18 protein-coding genes are annotated in these 21005 nt (G+C 69.0%); 15 read left to right on the plus strand and 3 right to left on the minus strand.

The window, feature by feature from the left end; genetic code table 11:
- Positions 1 to 41 precede the first annotated feature (41 nt).
- From QUV35_RS02290 to QUV35_RS02300, 3 genes are read left to right on the plus strand one after another with little or no spacing between them, the layout of a single operon-like run.
- Complete coding sequence (locus QUV35_RS02290) at positions 42 to 1100, plus strand: efflux RND transporter periplasmic adaptor subunit (RefSeq protein WP_300870535.1); 1059 nt, start codon at positions 42 to 44, stop codon at positions 1098 to 1100.
- Entirely contained in the window at positions 1097 to 4216 is a 3120-nt protein-coding gene (locus tag QUV35_RS02295) for an efflux RND transporter permease subunit (RefSeq protein WP_300870537.1), read from the plus strand. The genes QUV35_RS02290 and QUV35_RS02295 overlap by 4 nt, the downstream gene beginning before the upstream one ends.
- Positions 4213 to 5613, plus strand: a complete 1401-nt coding sequence (locus QUV35_RS02300) for an efflux transporter outer membrane subunit (RefSeq protein WP_300870538.1) — start codon at positions 4213 to 4215, stop codon at positions 5611 to 5613. Before QUV35_RS02295 ends, QUV35_RS02300 begins: the two co-directional genes overlap by 4 nt.
- A gap of 182 nt (positions 5614 to 5795) precedes the next feature.
- On the opposite strand, the gene QUV35_RS02305 is transcribed toward QUV35_RS02300, so the two are convergent.
- Positions 5796 to 6395, minus strand: coding sequence for a hypothetical protein (locus QUV35_RS02305; protein ID WP_300870540.1), 600 nt, complete (start codon positions 6393 to 6395; stop codon positions 5796 to 5798).
- Here QUV35_RS02305 and QUV35_RS02310 point away from each other — a divergent pair.
- Together QUV35_RS02310 and QUV35_RS02315 are read left to right on the plus strand one after the other, a co-directional pair.
- Positions 6394 to 7101, plus strand: coding sequence for a DUF6065 family protein (locus QUV35_RS02310; protein WP_300870541.1), 708 nt, complete (start codon positions 6394 to 6396; stop codon positions 7099 to 7101). The genes QUV35_RS02305 and QUV35_RS02310 overlap by 2 nt on opposite strands.
- A 1-nt stretch (position 7102) precedes the next feature.
- A complete protein-coding gene (locus tag QUV35_RS02315) occupies positions 7103 to 7834 on the plus strand; it encodes a hypothetical protein (RefSeq protein WP_300870543.1) in 732 nt (243 codons plus the stop codon).
- Between the two features lie 6 nt (positions 7835 to 7840).
- On the opposite strand, the gene QUV35_RS02320 is transcribed toward QUV35_RS02315, so the two are convergent.
- Positions 7841 to 9196 carry a S8 family serine peptidase gene (locus QUV35_RS02320; RefSeq protein ID WP_300870544.1) on the minus strand — a complete coding sequence of 452 codons (1356 nt, stop codon included), beginning with the start codon at positions 9194 to 9196 and terminating at the stop codon, positions 7841 to 7843.
- Between the two features lie 155 nt (positions 9197 to 9351).
- Between QUV35_RS02320 and QUV35_RS02325 the strand changes: the two genes are divergently transcribed.
- Together QUV35_RS02325 and QUV35_RS02330 are read left to right on the plus strand one after the other, a co-directional pair.
- Positions 9352 to 9852, plus strand: a complete 501-nt coding sequence (locus QUV35_RS02325; RefSeq protein WP_300870545.1) for an RNA polymerase sigma factor — start codon at positions 9352 to 9354, stop codon at positions 9850 to 9852.
- Position 9853: 1 nt separating this feature from the next.
- Positions 9854 to 10645 carry a hypothetical protein gene (locus QUV35_RS02330; RefSeq protein ID WP_300870546.1) on the plus strand — a complete coding sequence of 264 codons (792 nt, stop codon included), beginning with the start codon at positions 9854 to 9856 and terminating at the stop codon, positions 10643 to 10645.
- Positions 10646 to 10701: 56 nt separating this feature from the next.
- On the opposite strand, the gene QUV35_RS02335 is transcribed toward QUV35_RS02330, so the two are convergent.
- Positions 10702 to 11223: an OmpA family protein gene (locus tag QUV35_RS02335; protein ID WP_300870547.1), complete on the minus strand. Its 522-nt coding sequence runs from the start codon at positions 11221 to 11223 to the stop codon at positions 10702 to 10704.
- 105 nt (positions 11224 to 11328) lie between these two features.
- On the opposite strand from QUV35_RS02335, the gene QUV35_RS02340 reads away from it, so the two are divergent.
- The 8 genes from QUV35_RS02340 to QUV35_RS02375 all read left to right on the plus strand — a co-directional run bounded on the left by QUV35_RS02340 (position 11329) and on the right by QUV35_RS02375 (position 21004).
- Complete coding sequence (locus QUV35_RS02340; RefSeq protein WP_300870549.1) at positions 11329 to 11958, plus strand: gamma-glutamylcyclotransferase; 630 nt, start codon at positions 11329 to 11331, stop codon at positions 11956 to 11958.
- A gap of 55 nt (positions 11959 to 12013) precedes the next feature.
- Positions 12014 to 12649 (plus strand): pyridoxamine 5'-phosphate oxidase, encoded by a 636-nt coding sequence (pdxH, locus tag QUV35_RS02345; protein WP_300870551.1) that lies wholly within the window; start codon positions 12014 to 12016, stop codon positions 12647 to 12649.
- A gap of 144 nt (positions 12650 to 12793) precedes the next feature.
- The gene (locus QUV35_RS02350; RefSeq protein WP_300870553.1) at positions 12794 to 13849 is read left to right on the plus strand and encodes a LacI family DNA-binding transcriptional regulator; all 1056 of its coding nucleotides are present in this window, start codon (positions 12794 to 12796) and stop codon (positions 13847 to 13849) included.
- 286 nt (positions 13850 to 14135) lie between these two features.
- Positions 14136 to 15554: a GH1 family beta-glucosidase gene (locus tag QUV35_RS02355; RefSeq protein ID WP_300870555.1), complete on the plus strand. Its 1419-nt coding sequence runs from the start codon at positions 14136 to 14138 to the stop codon at positions 15552 to 15554.
- A gap of 120 nt (positions 15555 to 15674) precedes the next feature.
- The gene (locus tag QUV35_RS02360) at positions 15675 to 16589 is read left to right on the plus strand and encodes a glycoside hydrolase family 16 protein (protein ID WP_300870556.1); all 915 of its coding nucleotides are present in this window, start codon (positions 15675 to 15677) and stop codon (positions 16587 to 16589) included.
- 42 nt (positions 16590 to 16631) lie between these two features.
- The gene (locus QUV35_RS02365; protein WP_300870557.1) at positions 16632 to 17621 is read left to right on the plus strand and encodes a glycosyl hydrolase family 17 protein; all 990 of its coding nucleotides are present in this window, start codon (positions 16632 to 16634) and stop codon (positions 17619 to 17621) included.
- Between the two features lie 4 nt (positions 17622 to 17625).
- Positions 17626 to 18573, plus strand: a complete 948-nt coding sequence (locus tag QUV35_RS02370) for a glycosyl hydrolase family 17 protein (RefSeq protein WP_300870558.1) — start codon at positions 17626 to 17628, stop codon at positions 18571 to 18573.
- A 76-nt stretch (positions 18574 to 18649) separates the two neighbouring features.
- Positions 18650 to 21004 carry an MFS transporter gene (locus QUV35_RS02375; RefSeq protein ID WP_300870559.1) on the plus strand — a complete coding sequence of 785 codons (2355 nt, stop codon included), beginning with the start codon at positions 18650 to 18652 and terminating at the stop codon, positions 21002 to 21004.
- Position 21005 lies beyond the last annotated feature (1 nt).

Here is a 21005-nt window from a genome sequence, read left to right on the forward strand (position 1 = left end):
TCCCGTCCGCACGATGCGGCTGTTTTCACGAAGCCGACACCTTGCTGAAACGACTCCCTGCCGCCTCCCTGGCCCTGCTGCTGCTCGCTGCCTTCGGCTCCACGCACGCCCAGTCCCCCGCTGCTCGCGGGGCGGCGTCATCGCCGCCGGTGATCGTGGCCGCCAGCACACAAGAACGCGACGACATCGAGCTGACGTTGCCGGGCAATGGCTCGGCACGGCAATCGGTGGTGCTCTTTCCCGCCGGCGCGGGAGAGGTCGCCGAAGTCACATTCAGGTCCGGGCAAGCGGTGCGCGCCGCCCAGGTGCTGCTGCGCCTGGACGACCGGACCGAACGGCTGGCGGCCGACCTGGCGGCGGCCCGGGTGGAGGCGGCCCGTGCCCTGGCCGACCGCTACGAGGGCACACGAGGCACCGGGGCCGTGCCCGAAAGCGTGCTCGACGAGGCGCGCGCCGCCCTGCGTGCGACGCAGATCGAACTGGCCCAGGCGCGCGAGGCGGTGGCCGACCGCGTGGTGCGCGCACCGTTCGCGGGCGTGGTGGGTCTGGCCACGGTGGAACGCGGTGACCGTGTGACTCCCGAAACCGCCCTGACCACGCTGGACGATCGCCGCGTGCTGTTCATCGACTTCAACATTCCCGAGGCCTACCTGGCCCGCGTGAGGCCCGGCCAGGTCATCAAGGCGATGAACCCGGCCTACCCGGGACGCGTGTTCGACGGCGCGGTGGCCCAGATCGACAGCCGCATCGACCCGGTGTCTCGCAACGTACGCGTGCGCGCTGCCATGCCCAACCCCGATGACCTGCTGCGCTCGGGCATGTCCTTCCAGGTTCAGCTCGGCCTGGCGGGCCCGCCCCGCGTGAGCGTGCCCGAACTCGCCCTGCAGTGGGACCGGGACGGCTCGTTCGTGTGGGTGGTGCGCGAGGGCCGTTCGGTGCGGCTGGCCGCGCGCCCGGTGCGCCGTGGCGACGGGCGCGTGTTGCTCGACGGCGACCTCGAACCCGGTGAAACCGTGGTGGTGGAAGGGGTGCAGCGGCTGCGCCCCGGCATCGCCGTGCGCGTGATCGGAAACGGCGGCGCAACCCGCACCTCGCCATGATCGAGGACCGCGCCCGCGACCTGCCGGCGCTCGCCCTGCGCCGACCCTGGCTGGTGATCGTGATCAACCTGCTGATCGTCATCGCCGGCATCGGAGCCTGGCTTGGCGTGGAGGTGCGCGAACTGCCCAACATCGACCGCCCGATCGTGGCGGTGCGGGCCGACTGGCCCGGTGCCGCGCCCGAGACGCTCGACGCCGAAGTCACCCGCGTGCTCGAGGGCGCGGCTTCCCGGGTGCCCGGGGTGTATCTGGTGCGCTCGGCCAGCGAAGAGGGCAACCTGCGCGTGATCATCGAATTCAACCCCGGCGTCGACCTGGTGACGGCGGCCAACGACGTGCGCGATGCGATCGCGCGCGTCGAGCGAACCCTGCCCGAGGGCGTGGAAGGCGTCACCGTTGTCAAGGCCGATGCCGATGCCGAACCGGTGATGCAGCTGGCGGTCTCCAGCCGCACGCTCGCGGTGGACGAACTCTCGCGGGCGGTGGAAGAACGCATCGAGCCGGAGCTGGTCTCGGTCGAGGGCGTGGCCGACATCACGCTGTTCGGCAGCCGCCAGCGGGTGATGCGCGTGCGCATCGACCCGCTCCAGCTCGCGGCCTACAACGTGTCGGTGAACGACATCGCCACCGTGCTGCAAAGCGCGCGTGTCGACGTGCCGGCGGGCAGCCTGGAGTCGGCCAACCAGGAGGTGCTGGTGCGCGCCAACGCCTCGGTGGCCACACCCGAACAGATGCGCGCGCTGCGCGTGCGCCCCGACCTCGCCCTGGGCACGGTGGCCGATGTCCACTTCAGCCCGGCAGACGCCAGCTCGTACGTGCGCCTGAACGGCACGTCGGTGGTCAGCCTGGGCATCGTGCGGCAGGCGCAGTCCAACAGCGTGGCCATCTCCAGCGGGGTGCGCGCGGTGGTCGAGCGCATCAACCGCGACGGCGGCGACCTGCAGGTCACGGTGGTGTCGGACGACGCCACCTTCATCAGTGGCGCCATCAGCGAGGTGCTGTGGAGCCTGCTGATGGCGGTGGCCATCGTGGTGGCGGTGGTGGCCGCGTTCCTGGGCCAGTGGCGCGCCACCATGGTGCCGGTGGTGGCGATCCCGATCGCCCTGATCGGCACGCTCGCGGCGATCTGGATGCTGGGCTTCTCGATCAACCTGCTCACGCTGCTGGCGCTGCTGCTGGCCACCGGTCTGGTGGTGGACGACGCCATCGTGGTGCTGGAGAACATCCAGCGGCGGCGCGCCCAGGGCCTGGGCCCGCGCGCCGCGGCGGTGCTGGGCACGCGCGAGGTGTTCTTCGCGGTGGTGGCCACCACCGCCACGTTGGTGGCGGTGTTCGTGCCGATCTCGTTCCTGCCGTCGGCCGCCGGACGCCTGTTCGCCGAGTTCGGTTTTGTCATGGCCATCGCGGTGGCCATTTCCTCGTTCGTCGCCCTGTCGCTCGGTCCGATGATCGCTTCGCGTCTGCCCGGGGAGCGCGAACCTGGCCCGGTGTGGCGCCGGCTGTCGGGCTGGGGCACACGCGCCGTCGGCACCTACGACCGCTGGCTCGCCAGCGCACTGCGCCGCGCGTGGTGGGTGGCCGGCGTCTGCGTCCTGCTCGCCGGCGCTGCCGTGTGGAGCTACACGCAGCTCACGCAGGAACTGACACCGGTGGAAGACCGTGGTGTGCTGACGATCAGCCTGGACGGACCGGACGGCGTGGGCCTGGCCTACATCGACCGCCAGCTCGAGACGGCACTGGCCGCCGTGACGCCGCTGCAGGACGAAGGCCTGGTCGAGAACATCTTCACCATCACCGGCCGCTACGACGCCAACCGCGCCCAGATCACCGCGCCGCTGGCCGACTGGGGCGACCGCGACCTCAGCCAGGCGCAGCTGGCAGCGCGGGTGCAGGGCCTGCTCGACGACCTGCCTGGCGCGCGCGTGCGCATTCGCGGCGGCAACAGCCTGGGCGTGGGGGGCGGCGATGGCAGCGTGCAGATGGCGGTGACCGGCGACGACTACGACCGCATCGCCGACGCGGCCTACGGTTTCGCTGCGGCCATCGAGCGCGACCTGCCCGGCCTGCGCGATGTGCGGGTGAGCTACACCGCCTCGCAACCGCAGATCACCCTGCGCGTGGACCGCGAACGGGCGAGCGAACTGGGCGTGTCGATCGCCGGCCTCGACGTGGTGCTGCGCTCGCTGGTGGACGGCACCGAGGTCACCGACCTCACGGTGGGTGATCGCAACGTGCCGGTCATCCTGGAGTCGAGCGCGCGCGGCGCCACCGATCCGCAGGCCTTGCTGGGCTACAGCGTTCGTGCTTCCACGCCCGACGGCGAGCGGCTGGTCCCGCTGTCGCAGTTCGTGCGGTTCGAGGAAACGGCCATCCCGTCCGAACTCGAACGGCTGGGCCAGCGCCGCGCGGTGCAGCTCAGCGCCGTCACGGCCGACGGCGTGGCCTTGCAGAAGGCGGTGGACGACCTGCGCACGCTGGCCCGGGCCGAACTGCCCGAGGGCATGGGCCTGCTGTTTCGCGGCGACGCCGCGACGCTGGAGCAGACCGGGCGCGATGTGGCCATCACGTTTGCGATCGCGCTGCTGGTGGTGTTCCTGGTGCTGGTGGCGCAGTTCGAAGGCATCACCAGCGCGGCGGTGGTCATCATCACGGTGCCGTTCGGCCTGGCCGCAGCGGTGTTTGCCATGGCCTTGAGCGGCACCTCGATCAACATCTACAGCCAGATCGGTCTGCTGCTGCTGGTGGGCGTGATGGCGAAGAACAGCATCCTGATGGTGGAGTTCGCCGACCAGCTGCGCGACGCCGGTCGCAGCGTCCTCGAAGCGGCGCAGGAGGCAGCCGCGACCCGGCTGCGTCCCATCATGATGACCATGGCCTCCACCGTGCTGGGCGCGCTGCCGCTGGTGCTGGGCAGCGGGCCGGGCGCGGAGTCGCGCGCCTCGATCGGCTGGGTCATCTTTGGCGGTTTGTCGCTGGCCGCGATCTTCACGCTGTTCCTCACACCCGTGGTGTACCTGGGCCTGGCGCGTTTCGCCCCGCCGCGCGCCAGCCACGGCGAGCAGCTGGCCGCCGAGATGAAGCAGGCCGCTGCGCAACAGACGGGAGAGTTCTCGTGAACGCGCGGCTGCGCCGGCTGATGCCGGGCGCCCTGGCCGCTGCCCTGGCCGGCTGCGGCACCCTGCCCCAGCCCGACGCACCGCCCGCGGCGCCCACGCTGGGCATCACGGCGGACGACCGCTTCGCCGGCGCAGCAGCCGGCGCCACCGCGCCCACCGAAGCCGACCGGCGCTGGTGGAACCGGTTCAACGACCCGGCGCTGGCGGGCTGGGTCGAGCGCGCGCTGGCCAACAGCCCCGACGCGGCGATCGCGCGCGAGCGTGTCGTGCAGGCGCAGGCACTGCTGCGCGGCGCCAGCGCGCGGCGCTCTCCGCTCATCGGGGCCGAAGCCGGTGTGCAGGCCCGCAGTCGACGCAGTGCCGGAGAACGCGCACTCGACCCCAGCGCGGCCCTCACCCTGGATTGGGACCTCGACCTCTGGGGAGGCCTGCAGCAGGCCGAACAATCGGCTGCGGCTGCCTTGCTGCAGGCCGAAGACCGGGCACAGGCGGCGCGTCTGTCCATCGCGGGACTCACGGCGCGTGCCTATGTGGCCTGGCAGGAGGCCGCGCTCGACGAGCAGCTGCTCGCCGATGGACAAAGCCTGCAGCGCGAGGTGTTGCGCCTGGTGGACGTGCGTGTGAGCGCGGGACTGGCGCCCCGACTCGACCGGGACCGCGCGCAGACCGAGACCGCCACGCTGGAGGCCGATGCAGCCGATGCCCGCGTGCGGGTGCGCCAGGCCGCCGCGGCCCTGCAGGTGCTCTCCGGTGAGCGCCCGCAGCCCATGGCCGCAGCGGATGCGCGTTTGCCGGTCCTGCAAGGTGGCCCCACCGTCGCGCGCCCGATCGACCTGCTGCGCCTGCGTCCCGATCTGCGTGCGGCCGAGCGCGGCCTGGCCGTGGCCGCGGCCGACCTGGGCGTGGCGCGCGCCGACCTGTATCCCCGCTTGCGCCTGCCCGGTGCCATCACGCTCACCTCGGCCGGACTGGGCGGTGGTGTGCTCGACATCGTGACCGCCACGCTGGCCGCGGTGCTGGAGGTGGCCCTGTTCGACGGTGGTGAGCGCAGCGCCGGCGTCGAGGCCGCGCGTTCCCGCGTGGCCGAAGCCGGCGAGGTGTACCGCCGGACCCTGTTGCAGGCACTGCAACAGACCGAGGCCGCCCTGGTTGCGGCCGAGGGAACGGCCCTTCGCACCACCGCGCTGCAGCGCGGCAACGCCGCAGCCCTGACGGCGCTGGAACAGTCCCGCACGCTCTACACCAACGGACTGGCCGGTTTTCTCGACGTGATCGAAGCCCGGCGCAGCGCGCTCCAGACACGCCGCAGTCTGCTGCGGGCGCAGGCCGACGCGGCCCGCCAGGCCATCGCCGGCTTCGAGGCCATGGGCCTGATCGCACCCGCAGAACCGGGGTGAGGACCACGGGAAGCCCTTACATGCGCTTACCTTGGTGACCGGAATACCCGATACCCCCGGGCCGTTGTCGCATCACACCGGGGCCACACTGGACCCGGCCTTCCAACCCCCAACCGAGAGAGGACATTCATGAAACACAAGATTGGCGTCATCGTGACCGCGGTGGCCGGCGTGGTGGGCGCTCACAACGCCCAGGCCCAGGGCCTTCCGCTGGTGAAGGAACTGGCCCAGGCGGCGCAAGGCGTGCTGGCCGGCGTGAGCCCCTTGAACATCCGCGCAGGCAACAGCAGCTCGAACAGCAGCTCGAACGGCAGTTCAAACAGCAGCTCGAACAGCAGTTCGAACAGCAGTTCCAAGGGCGGCTCCAACGCCTCGTCCAACTCATCCTCGAACTCGAGTTCCAACTCGTCGAGCAATTCTTCGTCGAATTCCAGCTCGAACTCGTCGAGCAACAGCAGCTCCAACTCCTCGAGCAACTCCTCGAGCAACAGCAGTTCGAACAGCAGCCGCAACAGCCCTCGCGGCGACACCGCCGTGCACGGCTTCTTCAGGGGCTGGGAAAACGGCATGAACCGCGCGGCACGCGCCGTGGGCATCGCACCCGACCAGCCCACGCGCGGCTCGTCCAACAGCAGCTCCAACAGCTCGTCGAACCGGTCGTCCAACTCCAGTTCCAACTCCAGTTCCAACAGCAGCCGCTGAGCCGCTATCCTGAACACCGCACGCCGGCAGAGCCCCTGCCGGCGTGCTGTTGCCTGACCCCTTGAAGAAAGCCACGGCATGCCGGACACAGCGACCCCACCGAAGATCGAATTCCTGTGCGCTCCCGAAGACCTGGGCGTGATCGCCGAACCGGTGCCCGCGCGCGAGGCCCTGCCCGACTGGTTCAAGCGGCTGGCGCCGGTGGACCGGCAACACCTGTCCACCACCGACAACGCGCTCACCGTCAAGCGCTGCATGCCGTTTCTCGATGCCCTCATGACGGGCTGGATCCTGCCGCTGGCGGCCACGGTGCGCATCGAGGTGCTCGACAACGGCCAGACGGTGAACACCGGCTGGGACTTCGACCGCACCATGGTGAGCAACCACCACCCCTACCAGATCGCGGGGCACCCGATGCAGCCGCGACCGCCCAACAAGTTCCACAACCACTGGACGATCCGCACCCCCCCGGGCTGGAGCTGCCTGTTCATCCCGCCGATGAACCAGCCCAACGGGGTGGTGGAAATCGCCGCCGGGGTGGTGGACACCGACGAATACACCTCGTTGATCCACTTCCCGTTTTTTGCCATCGCCACCGACGGCCTGTACACGCTGGAGAAAGGCACGCCGCTGGTGCAGGTGATTCCGTTCCGGCGCGAAGACCTGCAGCTCGCTGGCGAGGTGCGCGCCGAAACGCCGCAAGAGGCCGCCGAGCGCCTGCGCATCCTGCGCGCCACCAGCGCGGGCGACGGCTGGTACCGCAGGCAAGCCCGCGAGAAACGCTGACATGCGTGCGCGCCCTGTCCTTGCACTGGTGGTCACGGCCGCCACGGCCGCCTGCTCGCACCTGCCTTCGGGCGGCCTGCAGGACACCATCGACGCGATCACGCTGGCCACGCCAGTGACCGCCACCGCACCCGTCCTTGCACCTGCACCGCGCCCCGCCGTGCGCGTGGGCGACACCTATGTGTTCGGCGCTGCCTCGGTGCGCCGGGTGACCTCGGTGAGCCGCACGGCGCTGACCTGGAGCACCACCAGCGGCCAGGCGCTGCGCACCAGCCGGGACTTTTTCACCCCGGTGCTCGAACAGACCCTGCCCGGGCGCCGCATCGGCAGCCGTATCGACGGACAGCCCGGCGCCCTGTGGCCGCTGTCGGTGGGCAAGAGCGTGACCTTCACCGAGACGCGCACCACATCGCCCGCCGTTTTCAACCGCGAAGCCCAGGTGCAACTGCGGTGGAACTGCGAGGTGCTCGACACCCGGGTGAGCCAGGTGCCCGCCGGCGATTTCGACACCTTTCACGTGGTCTGCAAGGCGTACCGGGACGGCTTCCCGCTGCCGCTGCAGACCGTGACCTGGGACTACGCCCCCTCGCTCGGTCACTACGTGCGGCGCACCTGGTACGAGGGAGGTCTCCAGCGCGGGAGCCAGTTGGGAGCGGCCCTGCCCGGGCCGCTGGCCACGCCGGCCCGCCTGCAGGCCACGCTGGAGCGGCTGCAGCAGATGCAGCAGCCCTGAGGGGCGTCAACCGCAGCGCACCGCCACCTTGGGCAATCCCCAGCCGAACACGGGATCCCGGCCGGACACCCCGAGATCGGTGACCGGAACACGGCGGCCATCGAGCCAGTCCTGACGCGAGAGCAGACCCTCGAACACCGATTGCGAGAGCTGCGCCACGAGAAAGGGAACGGCGAGCGACGTGCCGCTGCGCAGCCGTGCCGCCTGGGCACCATCGGCTGTGGGCAGTTCCACGCCGGGCAGCGCAAAGTCGACCGTCGCGCCCTGGCTGGCGCGCCAGTAGATGCGCCCGTCGGCCGACAGCGCCGTGGCGCCCAGCACCCCGTCCAGGGCGGCCGGGTGCGCGGGCGCTGCGTTGCGTCCGCCATTGCCCACGGCCGCCGCCACCAGCACGCCGCGCGCCTGCGTGCGTTCGATCGCCGCGGCCAGCACCCGGTTGTCCGGCCCCGTCAGGCTCATGCCGATCACCTGCACCCGCTGGCCGACCAGCCAGTCGAGGCTTTTGACCAGCCCCAAGGCGTCGGCGGCCAGGGTGCCCGACGGCAGGCGGAAGAAGGGTTCCGCGGCGCGCAGCCCTGCCCTGGGCACAAGTCCGGGCAGGGCCGAGCCCGGCTGCCCGACCAGCAGCGTGGCCACCGCCGTTCCGTGGGCACTGTCGCCGCTGGCGCGGGGGTCCGTCACGAAACGGCGCACGCGCAGATCGGCGCCCTGCAGGGCTGCCAGCCCGGTGTCCACGCCCGAATCCACGATGCCGATGAGCTGATCCCGGCCGCACAGGGCGCTGCGCACAGGCCAGTCCATGCGCCGCATGGCCTCGCAGCTGGCGCCCTCGCAAACGGCCCCATCGGCCTGTGCGAGCTGGTAGAGGTGGTGCAGGTCGAACACGCCGGGATCACGTTCGTTGGCCACCGCCAGCGCGGTCCGGGCGTCGATGCCGGGCGGCAGGCGCAAGCGCACCACTCGCAGGTCCAGCCCGGCCTGGACCTGGGCCTCGACCACGCGTGCGCCCCACTGCGCGGCGCGCTGCAGCGCCGCCGGGCTCGGGTTGAGCGCGATCAGTTCATCGGCCTTGAAAGCGTCGGCCTGCACCTGCAATGCGGGTGCGCGCGGACCGGGGTCGGTGTCCTGGCCGCCGGTGCCGGCGTCGCTGCTCGACGAGGCGGCGCTGCCCCCGTCGGCGGCGCCGTCATCTCCGTCGTCACCGTCGTCTCCGTCGTCGTCGGCGCGGGCCTGGCCCACCAGTGGTGAACCCTCCAGCCACGACCACCCGGGCGGTGGCAGGGCGTGCAGCAGCACCAGCAGCAGCAGCATCCAGACCCGTCGGGTGGACCGGTTCCGGCGGGACTCTGACAACAGGGGCATGGTGGGGCGGGCGTGCGGGCGTCGGGTCGACAGGGTAAAACACCGCGGCCGATCCGGCAGCCGTGGGGTCTGTCTGCCGACAACGCAGGCCGCCGGCGCTTATTCCGCCACGGCCTGGAATAAAGCCGCTGGACCGGCGTTGTCACCCGACCACCATGCCCGACACCGACCCCCGTGCCCAGATCATCAGCCTGCTGCCCCGCTTGCGCCGTTTCGCCAGCGGGCTCACGCACGACGGCCACATGGCCGACGATCTGGTGCAGGCGGCCTGCCTGAAAGCGCTGGAGCGCTGGCACCAGTACCAGGCCGACACCAGCCTGGCGAGCTGGATGTTCCGCATCGTGCAAACCACCTGGCTCGACGACCTGCGCATGCGCCAGCGCCAGAAGACCGACACCGACACCGATGCGCTGCCCGATCTCGAGGGGGAGGACGGACGCGAGCTGGTCGAGCGGCGCAGCGACCTGCGCGCCGTGCGCGCGGCGCTGGCAAACCTGCCCGACGACCAGCGCGCCGTGCTGATGCTGGTCACGGTCGACGGGCTGACGTACCAGGAAGCTGCACTGGCGCTGGACATTCCCATGGGCACGGTGATGAGCCGGCTGGCGCGCGCCCGCATCAAGCTCGCCGACGCGCTGGGCAGGCAAGGAGCCTGAGATGAACACCGATGACAACACCCTGATCGCCTACCTCGACGGGCAATTGCCCGATGCCGACTATGGCCCGCTCGAAGAACGGTTGGCCTGTGACGGGGCCTTGCGCACCCGCCTGCAGGCACTGGTCGACAGCAGCGAATTCGCTCGCCGTGCCTTCGACCCGGTGCTGCTGGAGCCGGTGCCACCACCGCTGATCGCCGCGATCTGGCGCGCACCCGATCCGCGCGCACGCAGCCCCCTTGGCGGCGCGGGCGCGGCGCCGGTCAACCGCTTGCTGGCCTGGCTCGGCCTGGCCACCGGGCCGCGCCTCTGGCCCGCGCTGGCTTCGGTGGCGGTGCTCGGGCTGGGCATGGTGATCGGCTGGCAGCTGCAAACGCCCGATGAGCAAACGCAGCGCGCACTGCGCCAGGGAGCGCCAGTGACCGACCAGGCCCTGGCCCTGGCGCTGGAGGTTTCATCGAGCGGGCGCGTGCTGCGCACGGCGGCGGGCGCGGTCGAGATCCTCGCCACGTTCGAGCAGGTGGGGGGTGGACACTGCCGCGAATTCAACCGCAGCAGTCCCGACGGCTCCCTCGCCGAGCTGGGGGTGGCCTGTCGCGACACACGGGGTGAGTGGCAGCTCGAATTTCTGGCCGCCGAAGACCGGGCACCCGGCGCCGGGCAGGACCGCTACCGGACCGCCAGCGACCGGCAGCAGGAGCAGGCCGACGCCTTCCTGCGCGAGCGGGTGCAGGGCTCGCCGCTGGACGGCAACGAAGAGCAGGCGCTGATCGAACGCGGCTGGCCGCGCTGAGGCCAGGCGAAAAAAAGCCCGGCGAACCGGGCCTGGTCGGGCGGCGCGCTGGCGCATCAGCCGACGATCATCACCTCGACGCGGCGGGCCTCGGCGTCGTTGCCGGTGCCGGTGGTCTGCTCGGGCTTGCGCAGCTCCATGCTCGCTGGCGCCACACCCGCACCCACCAGGGCGTCGCGCACGGCCACGGCGCGCTGGCGGGCCAGCTCGGCGTTGAACGCGGGGTCGCCCGTGGCGTCGTGAAAGCCCGAGAGCACCAGCTGTTTGCCCGCCTTGGCCGCGGCAATCGCATCGCCCAGCGCCACCAGCGCGCCGGCGGCGAGGTCGGCCTTGCCGGAGGCGAAGTAGAACTTCACCACGCCGTTTTCCACCACCACGCTGGCGTCGTCGCTCGACGGCGTTGCCGCAACGGCAGTGGCCGGCGCAGCAGCGGCGGGCGCCATCGACGCGACGGGCGAGGCCCCGGCGCGGGATTTGTGGACGCCCAGGCCCACGGCAAAGCCGGTCACCAGCACAATCACGGCGACCAGCACCACCGCGACCACGCGGTATTCGATTTCGTTATCTTGGGAAGACATGGGAAGGACTCCGTGAAAATGGTTGCAGCTTCGTCGACCGGCCGCCCTGCGCGCGGCACCGACCCATCACTGTTGAACAGCCCATCGGGCGCTGCAGGATTGTAAATGGCGCCCCCCTTCCAGACACCCCGTACCCTGCGTCCCACCACCTGGGACCCAGCCCGGCGCGACGGCGCGCAGATGATGGCCGACGCCCTGGCGCAATGGCGCTCGCAGGGGCCGCGGCCCGACTTGTGGGTGTTCGCCTACGCCTCGCTGGTGTGGCGCCCCGAGTTCACCGCCGCCGAGCAACGCCTGGCGCGTGTGCATGGCCACCACCGCTGCCTGGAAATGTGGAGCCGCATCAACCGCGGCACCTTTGAATGCCCCGGCCTCGTGTTTGCGCTCATGCCCGGTGGCAGTTGCACCGGCCTGGCGCTGCGCGTGCCGCACGACGAGGTGGAGGCGCTGATGCCCGTGCTGTGGGCACGCGAGATGCCCAACCCGGTCTACGACCCCAAATGGCTGACCTGCCAGACCGGGCAGGGCCCGGTGAGTGCACTGGCCTTCACGCTCTCGCGCCGCAGCCCGAGCCACACCGGCACCCTGAGCGAAGAGCGCTACCGCGAGATCTTCAGCCGCTCCTGCGGGCGCTATGGCACGACGCTGGACTATGCGCGCCAGACCTTCGACGGCCTGCTTCACCACGGCATCCACGACCGCGCGCTGGGCCAGTTGCTGCGCCTGGTCGACTGAGGCGCATTGACCTGCCGCAAGGCCGGGCAGCAGACCCGCTCCTATACTGAAACGCATGAACATCGCCGACCTGCGCAAGAGCTACGAAAAGGCCGAACTCAGTGAATCGGCCTCACACGCCGATCCCCTGCAGCAATTCACCCGGTGGCTGGAAGAAGCCATCAGCAGCGAGGTGCCCGAGCCCAACGCCATGACGGTGGCCACCGTGGGTTCCGACCTGCGACCGAGCACCCGTGTGGTGCTGATCAAGGGCTTCGACGAGCGCGGCATCGTCTGGTACACCAACTACGCCAGCCGCAAGGGGCAGGAACTCGCCGGCAACCCGTTCGCCGCGCTGCAGTTCCACTGGGTCGAGCTCGAGCGCGTGGTGCGCATTGAAGGCGTGGTGGAAAAGGTCAGCGAAGCCGAAAGCGACGAGTACTTCCTCAGCCGCCCCCTGGACAGCCGCATCGGCGCCTGGGCCAGCCCGCAGAGCCAGGTGATCGACAGCCGCACGGTGCTGGTGACCAATGCCGCCAGGTACGGCGCCCAGTTCCTGCTGCAGCCTCCGCGCCCGCCGCACTGGGGCGGCTACCGCCTCAAGCCCGATCGCTGGGAGTTCTGGCAGGGCCGCAAGAGCCGCCTGCACGACCGGCTTCGCTATGCCCTGGAGTCCGGGGGCGGCTGGCGGCGCGAGCGGCTGGCACCCTGACGGGTGCGACAGCCGACAGGCCAAGACGCCGGAATGGCGCCAGTGACGGGGCCGCGCTGAAAGCGCTCCCGCGCTTTGCCTGACCCCTCGCCTTTTCGTACACTGCGGGCTGCAAGAGTGGCGGTGTGACAACAAAAGGTCTGCATGAAAAACAAATCAACGGGGGGTGCCGTCTCGCGCGCAGCGGCCCGAAAAGACGCCGGTGTGGTCACCATCGAGCGGGTGGCCGAGGAGGCCGGCGTGTCCCCGAGCACCGTCTCGCGCATTCTCAACGGCACGGCCGTGGTCAGTCCGGCCAAGAAGGCTGCGGTCGACGAGGCCGTGGCCAAACTGGGTTTCGTGCCCAACCCCATGGCGCGCGGGCTGGCAGGGGGTCGCACACTGAGCATCGGTGTCGTGACCCAGGCGATCGACAGTCCGTTCTACGGTGCCTCCCTGAAAGGCATCGAGGATGCCCTGGACCCGGCGGGCTACAGCCCGTTGTTCGTGAGCGGTCACTGGAACGCCACGACCGAGAGCCGCTGCATCGACATCCTGCTGTCGCGCCGGGTCGACGGCATCATTGTGCTGACCGGGCGCCTGACGGACGCCGCCCTCAAGTCTGTCGCCAAACGGGTGCCGGTGGTGGTCACCGGCCGCTCGGTCAAAGCCGCCGGCTTGTTCTCGCTCAATTTCGACAACACCGAAGGCGGCCGTCTTGCGACCCGCCACCTGATCGACTGCGGGCATCGCAGGATCGCCTTCATTGCCGGCGATCCCCGCCATCCGGACGCGACCCAGCGACTCTCGGGTTACCGCCTGGCGCTGGAGCAGGCCGGCATTGCCTTCAAGCCCGAGCTGGTGGTCCAGGGCGAGTACAGCGAGGCCAGCGGTGTGGAAGCGGTGTCGACCCTCATCGCCGCCCGGCAGAAGTTCACCGCCATCTTTGCCGCGAACGACCAGATGGCCATTGGAGCGGCGCATGGCCTGCACCGCCATGCCTTGCGCGTGCCCGATGACGTGTCGCTGGTCGGCTTCGACGATCTGCCCACGTCCCTGTATGCGCTGCCGCCGCTGACCACCGTGCACCAGCCGGCCTACGACATGGGATCGCTCGCGGCCCAGGCACTGCTGCAACTGCTCGATGGCGCCAGGCCGCAGCAGTCGGTGCCGCAACCCCGCCTGATCGTGCGGGATTCGTGCCGCAGCCTCAAACCCTGAGCCCGACAGCCGTCCTGGCTGCGCGCGCGCCAGCGCGCTGATCCGAACCACCCGTCCTTCCCCCCGGGATTTCCCTCGGTGGCTGCCCGCAGGAAACATCTATACTTTTCTGAAAGCGCTTTCACACAAGTCGTGAACGGCCAACCAACGGAGAGGTGGATGCCATTGTTTCGAACGAGGCTGTGTGTGATCGCTTCACGCCAGCCGACCTCAGGCCCCACCGCAGGTGCGTTGGGGTGACCTTCCGCCGATCCGCACCCACTTCATCCCCACCTCCCCTGTTTTCATGCCCGCTCAAGCCATCTACCGCCGCCTGCCCCGTTTTCCCGATGAATTCGTCTGGGGCGTGGCCACCAGCGCCTTCCAGATCGAGGGGGCACCCACACTCGACGGCAAGGGGCCGTCGATCTGGGACACCTTCTGCCGCCAACCCGGGGCCATCGCCGATGGCAGCAATGGAGACGTGGCCTGCGAGCATGTCAGGCGCTGGCAGGAGGATCTGGACCTGATCAAAGACCTGGGCGTCGACGCCTACCGCTTTTCGGTGTCGTGGCCGCGCGTTCGACCGGGCGGCAGCGGCGCGTGGAATGCCAAGGGCCTGGATTTCTACGAACAGCTGGTGGACGGCTTGCTGGCCCGTGACATCAAGCCGTACCTGACGCTCAACCATTGGGACCTGCCCGACGAGCTGCAGCAACAGGGCGGATGGGCCAGCCGGGACACGGTGCACCGCTTTGTCGAGTACGCACAGGGCATCACCCAACGCCTCGGAGACCGCCTGGCCTCCATCACCACCCACAACGAGCCCTGGGTCATTGCGGTGCTCGGATACGAGACCGGCATCTTCGCCCCGGGCATCAAGGATCGGGCCACGGCCATGCAGGCGACCCACCACCTGATGCTCAGCCATGGCCTGGCCGTGCAGGCCCTGCGGGCCGAGGGACATGCGACACCGCTGGGCATCGTGCTCAACCTCTCGCCGATGCATGCGGCCACCGACGCGCCGCAGGACCTCGAGAAGACCCGGCTTGAAGACGGTCGCCTGCTGCGCTGGTACATGGACCCGCTGTTCAAAGGCGCCTATCCGGATGACGTGGTGGCGTACCTGGGTGACGATGCACCGACGGTGCAGAGCGGCGACATGGCCGCCATCTCGACGCCCATGGATTTTCTGGGCGTCAACTACTACTCGCGCTCGGTGATCAGCGCGCAGGGCCCCTGGGATGTCAACAGCAGCGGGCGCGAGATCACCGACATGGGCTGGGAGGTGTACCCGGAGGGCCTGACCGAGTTGCTGGTCCGCATGCACCGGGACTATCCGGTACCGCCGTTGTACGTGACCGAGAACGGCGGGGCGTTCAAGGACCATCTGCAGGACGGCCGTGTGCACGACCACCAGCGGCGCGACTTCATCGCGCGGCACATCTCTGCGGTGGCGGACGCGATGGAACAGGGTGTGCACATGGCGGGCTACATGGTCTGGAGCCTGCTCGACAACTTCGAATGGGCTTCCGGTTTCGAAAAGCGCTTCGGCATCGTGCACGTGGACTACACCACCCAGTGCCGCACCCTCAAGGACAGCGCGCTGTGGTACCGCGACTTTCTGCGCGCGCAAAAAGCGGCGCGCCAGAACCGCGGACCGGCTCCGACCATGGTCTTGTCGAATCAACACAATGCGGTGGCCGCCGCGCCAGTGCAAGACTGACATGGGAAACGCACGGGCACAACAGGCAGGCGATGGGTTCCCGCTCCATCGCACGGTCGCCGGTGCGGGGATCCCGGTCGACACCGCCGTTGTGGCGCTGTCCTGAGAGGCTTCGCCACCATGTCCAAGATACCGTCTCGCAAGGGCTGGAAGCTGGTCTGGAGCGACGAGTTCACCGGTGACCAGATCGACCGCAGCAAGTGGGACTTCGATCTCGGCAACGGGTTTTTCGACTACCGCAGCCACACTTGGGTCCCGGGCTGGGGCAACGAGGAACTGCAGTACTACACCGACTCACCGACCAACGTGACGGTGCGCGACGGCCTGCTGACGATCCGGGCCGTGCGGGAATCGATCCACGGCTGTGGCTACACCTCGGCCCGCCTGATGACGCGCCGCCGCGACGGCACGCCGCTTTTCAACAAACAGTACGGCCGCTTCGAGATCCGCGCCCGGGTGCCCTGGGGCAAGGGCCTGTGGCCTGCGCTGTGGATGTTGCCGCAAGACGATGCCTACGGCGGCTGGGCCGCCTCGGGCGAGATCGATCTGATGGAAATCGTGGGAGACAAGCCTCACGAGGTGCTCAACAGCATCCACTTCGGATCATCGGGCAGCCAGGGCCGCTCGCTCATCACCCACACCCACCCGCTGCCGGATGGCAGCACGGTGGCCGACTGGCACACCTACGCTGTCGAATGGGAGCCGGGCGAGATCCGCTTCTACGTCGATGACACCCTGACCCGAACCCACAACCATTGGTGGAGCTGCAGCCTGGTCAAGGATGGGCAGGGCGTGATCGCGCGCCGCAAGGCCGATCTCAATGCGTGGCCGGCGCCCTTCAACCAGCCGTTCTACCTCGTCATGAACGTCGCGGTGGGGGGCAACTTCCCCGGTGTGCCCGGCGCGCAAACGCGCTTTCCGGCCGAACTCGTGGTGGACCACGTCCGGGTGTACGACAAGGTCGGTGGCTACGGCGAGCCTCAGCCGATCGGCCAGGGCCGCTTTCCGTGGCAGACCGAAAAGAAAAAGGCGTGACGCGCTGCCTTTCCTGCGCCACTGCGTTCCAGAAACAAAGACATGTCCAAACCCGCATCCCGCAGCGCTGTGGCCAGCGCCACCGTCACCCACCAGGGCAGTTCCAGCGACACCTCGCTGCCGCACTCGGGCGTCGACCCGGCCACGGTGGCCGGCGCGGGCCGCTGGACCGAAAGCAGCCCCACGGTCTGGACCACCGAGGCGCGCGACGCGCTGGGCGAGGCGTTCCGTGCGTCACTGCAGCGCGGGGTGCACGGCCTGTGTTTCAGTCCCTATCTCGAAGGCCAGCAGCCGGGCTCGCAGATTGCGGAGGCGCAGATCCGCGATCGCCTGCGCGTCCTGCAACCCCACGCGCGCTGGGTTCGCAGCTTTTCGTGCACCGACGGGCATGAACAGACGCCGCGCGTGGCACACGAACTTGGCCTGAAGACGCTGGTCGGCGCCTGGCTGGGCACCGACGCGGCGATCAACGAGCGCGAACTGCAGGGTGTGATCGAGGTTGCGCGTGCGGGTCACGCCGACATCGTGGCCGTTGGCAACGAGGTGCTGCTGCGCGAGGACATGAGCGAAGACGCCCTGCTCGCCTGCATCGAGCGGGTCAGGGAGGCGCTGCCCGGCGTGCCGGTGGGCTACGTCGATGCCTATTACCTGTTCGAGAAACACCCGCGCATCACTGCCGCCTGCGACGTGGTGATGACCAACTGCTACCCCTTCTGGGAAGGTTGCCCGCGGGAGCAGGCGCTGGCCTACATGCAGACCATGGTGCAGCGCACGCGGGCCGCAGCGCCGGGCAAACGCGTGCTGATCAGCGAGACCGGCTGGCCCGACCAGGGCAGCGCATTCCATGGCTCCGTGCCTTCGCGCGAAGGAGCCATGCAGTATTTCGTCGACTGTTGCCGCTGGGCCGAGGAAGACGGCATCGAGATCTTCTACTTTGCCGCCTTCGATGAAGCCTGGAAGGTCGGCGCCGAAGGCGACGTCGGCGCCTTCTGGGGCCTGTGGGACAAGAACGGAACGCCCAAGTTCGGATGACACGATGACCAAGCTGACACTGCCTTCGGGCAACGCCATCTGCTACAGCGGCTACCGCGACGGCCAGAACCCGGGCGAGCAGACCTACCCGACGCCAGCCGAGATCCGCGAAGACCTCGCCATCCTGCGCAAGCAATGGAAGCTGCTGCGCCTGTACGACTGCAGCCCGCACGCCGATCGTGTGCTGCAGGTGATCGCCGAGGACCGGTTGCCTTTCCAGGTGATGCTGGGCGCCTACCTGGGCGCAGAGATGAACAACTTCGGCTGCCCCTGGGGCGCCACCTTCACCGAAGAACAGCTCGAAGCCAGCCGGGCCGAAAACGGTGCCGAGCTCGCGCGCCTGGTGGCACTGGCCAACCGCTACCCGGACATCGTGTTCTCGGTGGCGGTGGGCAACGAGGCCACGGTCGACTGGACCGACCACTACGTGCCGGTGCCGCGCATGATCGAATACGTGCGCCGGGTCAAGGCGGCGGTGCGCCAGCCCGTCACCTTCTGCGAGAACTACGTGCCCTGGCAGCACAAGCTGCGCGACCTGGTGGCCGAGCTCGACTTCATCTCGCTGCACACCTATCCGGTGTGGGAATACAAGCACATCCACGAGGCGCTGGACTACACCAAGGACAACGTGCACAGCGTGACCCGCCTGTACCCCGACAAGCCGCTGGTCATCACCGAAGCCGGCTGGTGCACCAACAGCAACGGCCGGGGCATGCACGCCGAACACGCGGTGCAGGAGTTGCAGGCCATCTACTACAAGGACCTGATGGACTGGACACGCGCAGAAGGCCTGCTGTGCTTCGTGTTCGAGGCGTTCGACGAATCCTGGAAGGGCTCGCCCGACCCGCTGGAGCCTGAAAAGCACTGGGGACTGTTCACCGTCGACCGCAAGCCCAAGCTGGTGATGCAGTCGCTGTATCCCGAGCTGATGGATCCGGTCGCCGCAGACTGACACCGTAGCCCACCCTCTCACCCATGCACCTTCGGCCGGGCCTGTCAGCGGCGCAGCCCCACACAGAAAGCAACCCATGACCCCATCCGGCGCCACTGCACACAAGATCCCCTTCGGGCACAAGGTGGCCTTCGGGCTGGGCATGCTGGCCAACCAGATGTTTCCAGCCGCACTGGGCATCTTCATGGTGGTGCTGGTGCAGGACCTGGGCTTCCCGGCCTGGATGTGGGGCATCCTGTTTTTCCTGCCGCGGGTCTTCGATTCGGTCACCGACCCGATCATGGGCTTCATCTCCGACAACACCCGATCCACCTGGGGCCGGCGCAAGCAATACGTGTTCGTCGGTGCCATCGTCATGGGCATCTCGTTCATCGCCATGTGGCAGCTGCAGCGCAGCGACGGCGTCACCCACAACTTCATCTACTTCCTGTGCTGGTCGCTGGCCTTCTACTCGGGGCTGACCTTGTTCAGCATTCCGTATGTGGCCATGGGCTACGAGATGAGCGACGACTTTCACGAGCGCACCAGCATCATGGCGGTGGCCCAGTGGATCGGCCAGTGGGCCTGGGTCATCGCACCCTGGTTCTGGGTGGTGATGTACGACCCGGCCTGGTTCGAGAACGCCGACACGGCCACGCGCACGCTCTCGGTCTGGGTGGGGGTGATCTGCATGCTGCTGGCCATGGTGCCGGCGCTGTTCCTGCCCAGCCGCTCGACCAGGGACGACACCCACCTGGTGCCGCTGACCTGGGCCAACATCGGCGGCGGCATGAAGGAGATCCTGCGGGGCTTCGTCGAGGCCTTCAGCTCGGTGCCCTTTCGCAAGCTGTGCTTCGCCACCTTCCTGATCTTCAACGCCTTCAACACGGTGGCGGCATTCTCGTTTTTCATCGTCGTCTACCACCTGTTCGGCGGCAACACCGCGGCGGCCGGCATCTGGCCCACGCTGTTCGGCAGCGTCGGTGCGCTGGTGACCACCTTCGCGGTCATTCCCACGGTGGCCTGGATGTCGCGCAAGATGGGCAAGAAGAACGCCTTCATGGTGTCGCAGGGCATCTCCCTCATCGGCTACGTGCTGCTGTGGTTTCTGATGGTGCCGGGCAAGCCCTGGATGTTCATGTTTGCGCTGCCCTTCTTCGCGTTCGGCATCGGCGGCCTGTTCACGCTGATGATGTCGATGACGGCCGACGTCTGCGACCTCGACGAGCTGGCCACCGGCAAGCGCCGCGAAGGCATCTTCGGCGCCATCTACTGGTGGATGGTGAAGTTCGGCTTTGCCATCGCCGGTCTGCTCAGCGGCGCCATCATGTCGGTGGTGGCCTTCAGCCCGGGTGCCGCGATGCAGCCCGAGGGCGCGGTCGACGGCCTGCGGCTGTTCTATTCGGGCGTGCCCATCGTCGGCACGCTGCTGGCGATGTGGATCATGCGCGACTACGACCTCGACGAAGCCCGCGCCACCGAGGTCCATGCCGAGCTCGATCGGCGCAAGCGGCGCGCAGCAGCGTCTTCGTCCCAGGGCTCGGGCGCCCGCCCCTGGCTGGAGGAGCACGGCCTTCACCTGCCGGCCATGCTGGGCTCGCCTCTGGCTGGCAGGACGCCCGCCGAGATCGGCGCGATGTATGCCGAGCAGATGAGCACGGGCGTGTACGGCCTGTGCTTCAGCGCCTACACCGAGGGTCAGGGCGCGGGTGACCAGCTGACCGAGGCGCAGGTGCGCCGGCGCGTCGGGCTCATTGCGCCGCACACGCGCTGGCTGCGGTCGTTCGCCTGCAGCGAAGGGCACGAGATGATTCCCCGGCTGGCCCGCGAAAACGGGCTCAGGACGATGGTGGGCGCCTGGATCAGCGCCGACCGCGACCGCAACGAACGCGAGATCGCCGGGCTGCTGACGCTGGCCGAGGCGGGTCTGGTCAACATCGCGGTGGTGGGCAACGAGGTGCTGCTGCGCGGCGAACTGTCCGAGGCCGAGCTGCTGGAGTACATCCGGCGCGTCAGGGCTGCCCTGCCGCAGGACGTGCCAGTGGGTTGCGTCGATGCCTACTACCAGTTCCTCGAACGCCCGGCACTCACCGCGGCATGCGACGTTCTCCTGCCGAACTGTTACCCGTTCTGGGAAGGCACCGACATCACCATGGCCGCGCCCTACCTGCGCCGCATGGTCGGACTGGTGCAGGCCGCGGGTGGCGACAAGCCGGTGATCGTCACCGAGACCGGCTGGCCAGGCCATGGACAGCCCGTGGCCGGGGCCGTTCCATCGGCGGACAACGCCATGCGCTACTTCGTCGACGTCCAGCTGTGGGCTCGGCAGGAGGGAATCAAGCTGTTCTACTTCTCGTCGTTCGACGAGCCCTGGAAGCTGCGTCAGGAAGGTGAACTGGGCACGCAGTGGGGTCTGTGGGACAAGGACGAGCGCCCCAAATACGCGGCCTGAC

Source organism: Hydrogenophaga sp., from assembly GCF_030373225.1.
In the GTDB taxonomy this organism is placed as follows: Bacteria; Pseudomonadota; Gammaproteobacteria; order Burkholderiales; family Burkholderiaceae_C; genus Hydrogenophaga.

What these genes read in the sequence shown, in the direction of transcription:
- QUV35_RS02375 (WP_300870559.1), top strand. Translation starts at nt 18,650, where the DNA reads ATGACCCCATCCGGCGCCACTGCACACAAGATCCCCTTCGGGCACAAG.
- QUV35_RS02360 (WP_300870556.1), top strand. Translation starts at nt 15,675, where the DNA reads ATGTCCAAGATACCGTCTCGCAAGGGCTGGAAGCTGGTCTGGAGCGAC.
- QUV35_RS02370 (WP_300870558.1), top strand. Translation starts at nt 17,626, where the DNA reads ATGACCAAGCTGACACTGCCTTCGGGCAACGCCATCTGCTACAGCGGC.
- QUV35_RS02315 (WP_300870543.1), top strand. Translation starts at nt 7,103, where the DNA reads ATGCGTGCGCGCCCTGTCCTTGCACTGGTGGTCACGGCCGCCACGGCC.
- QUV35_RS02365 (WP_300870557.1), top strand. Translation starts at nt 16,632, where the DNA reads ATGTCCAAACCCGCATCCCGCAGCGCTGTGGCCAGCGCCACCGTCACC.
- QUV35_RS02295 (WP_300870537.1), top strand. Translation starts at nt 1,097, where the DNA reads ATGATCGAGGACCGCGCCCGCGACCTGCCGGCGCTCGCCCTGCGCCGA.
- QUV35_RS02310 (WP_300870541.1), top strand. Translation starts at nt 6,394, where the DNA reads ATGCCGGACACAGCGACCCCACCGAAGATCGAATTCCTGTGCGCTCCC.
- QUV35_RS02350 (WP_300870553.1), top strand. Translation starts at nt 12,794, where the DNA reads ATGAAAAACAAATCAACGGGGGGTGCCGTCTCGCGCGCAGCGGCCCGA.
- QUV35_RS02335 (WP_300870547.1), bottom strand. Translation starts at nt 11,223, where the DNA reads ATGTCTTCCCAAGATAACGAAATCGAATACCGCGTGGTCGCGGTGGTG.
- pdxH (WP_300870551.1), top strand. Translation starts at nt 12,014, where the DNA reads ATGAACATCGCCGACCTGCGCAAGAGCTACGAAAAGGCCGAACTCAGT.
- QUV35_RS02355 (WP_300870555.1), top strand. Translation starts at nt 14,136, where the DNA reads ATGCCCGCTCAAGCCATCTACCGCCGCCTGCCCCGTTTTCCCGATGAA.
- QUV35_RS02320 (WP_300870544.1), bottom strand. Translation starts at nt 9,196, where the DNA reads ATGCCCCTGTTGTCAGAGTCCCGCCGGAACCGGTCCACCCGACGGGTC.
- QUV35_RS02325 (WP_300870545.1), top strand. Translation starts at nt 9,352, where the DNA reads ATGCCCGACACCGACCCCCGTGCCCAGATCATCAGCCTGCTGCCCCGC.
- QUV35_RS02305 (WP_300870540.1), bottom strand. Translation starts at nt 6,395, where the DNA reads ATGCCGTGGCTTTCTTCAAGGGGTCAGGCAACAGCACGCCGGCAGGGG.
- QUV35_RS02330 (WP_300870546.1), top strand. Translation starts at nt 9,854, where the DNA reads ATGAACACCGATGACAACACCCTGATCGCCTACCTCGACGGGCAATTG.
- QUV35_RS02340 (WP_300870549.1), top strand. Translation starts at nt 11,329, where the DNA reads ATGGCGCCCCCCTTCCAGACACCCCGTACCCTGCGTCCCACCACCTGG.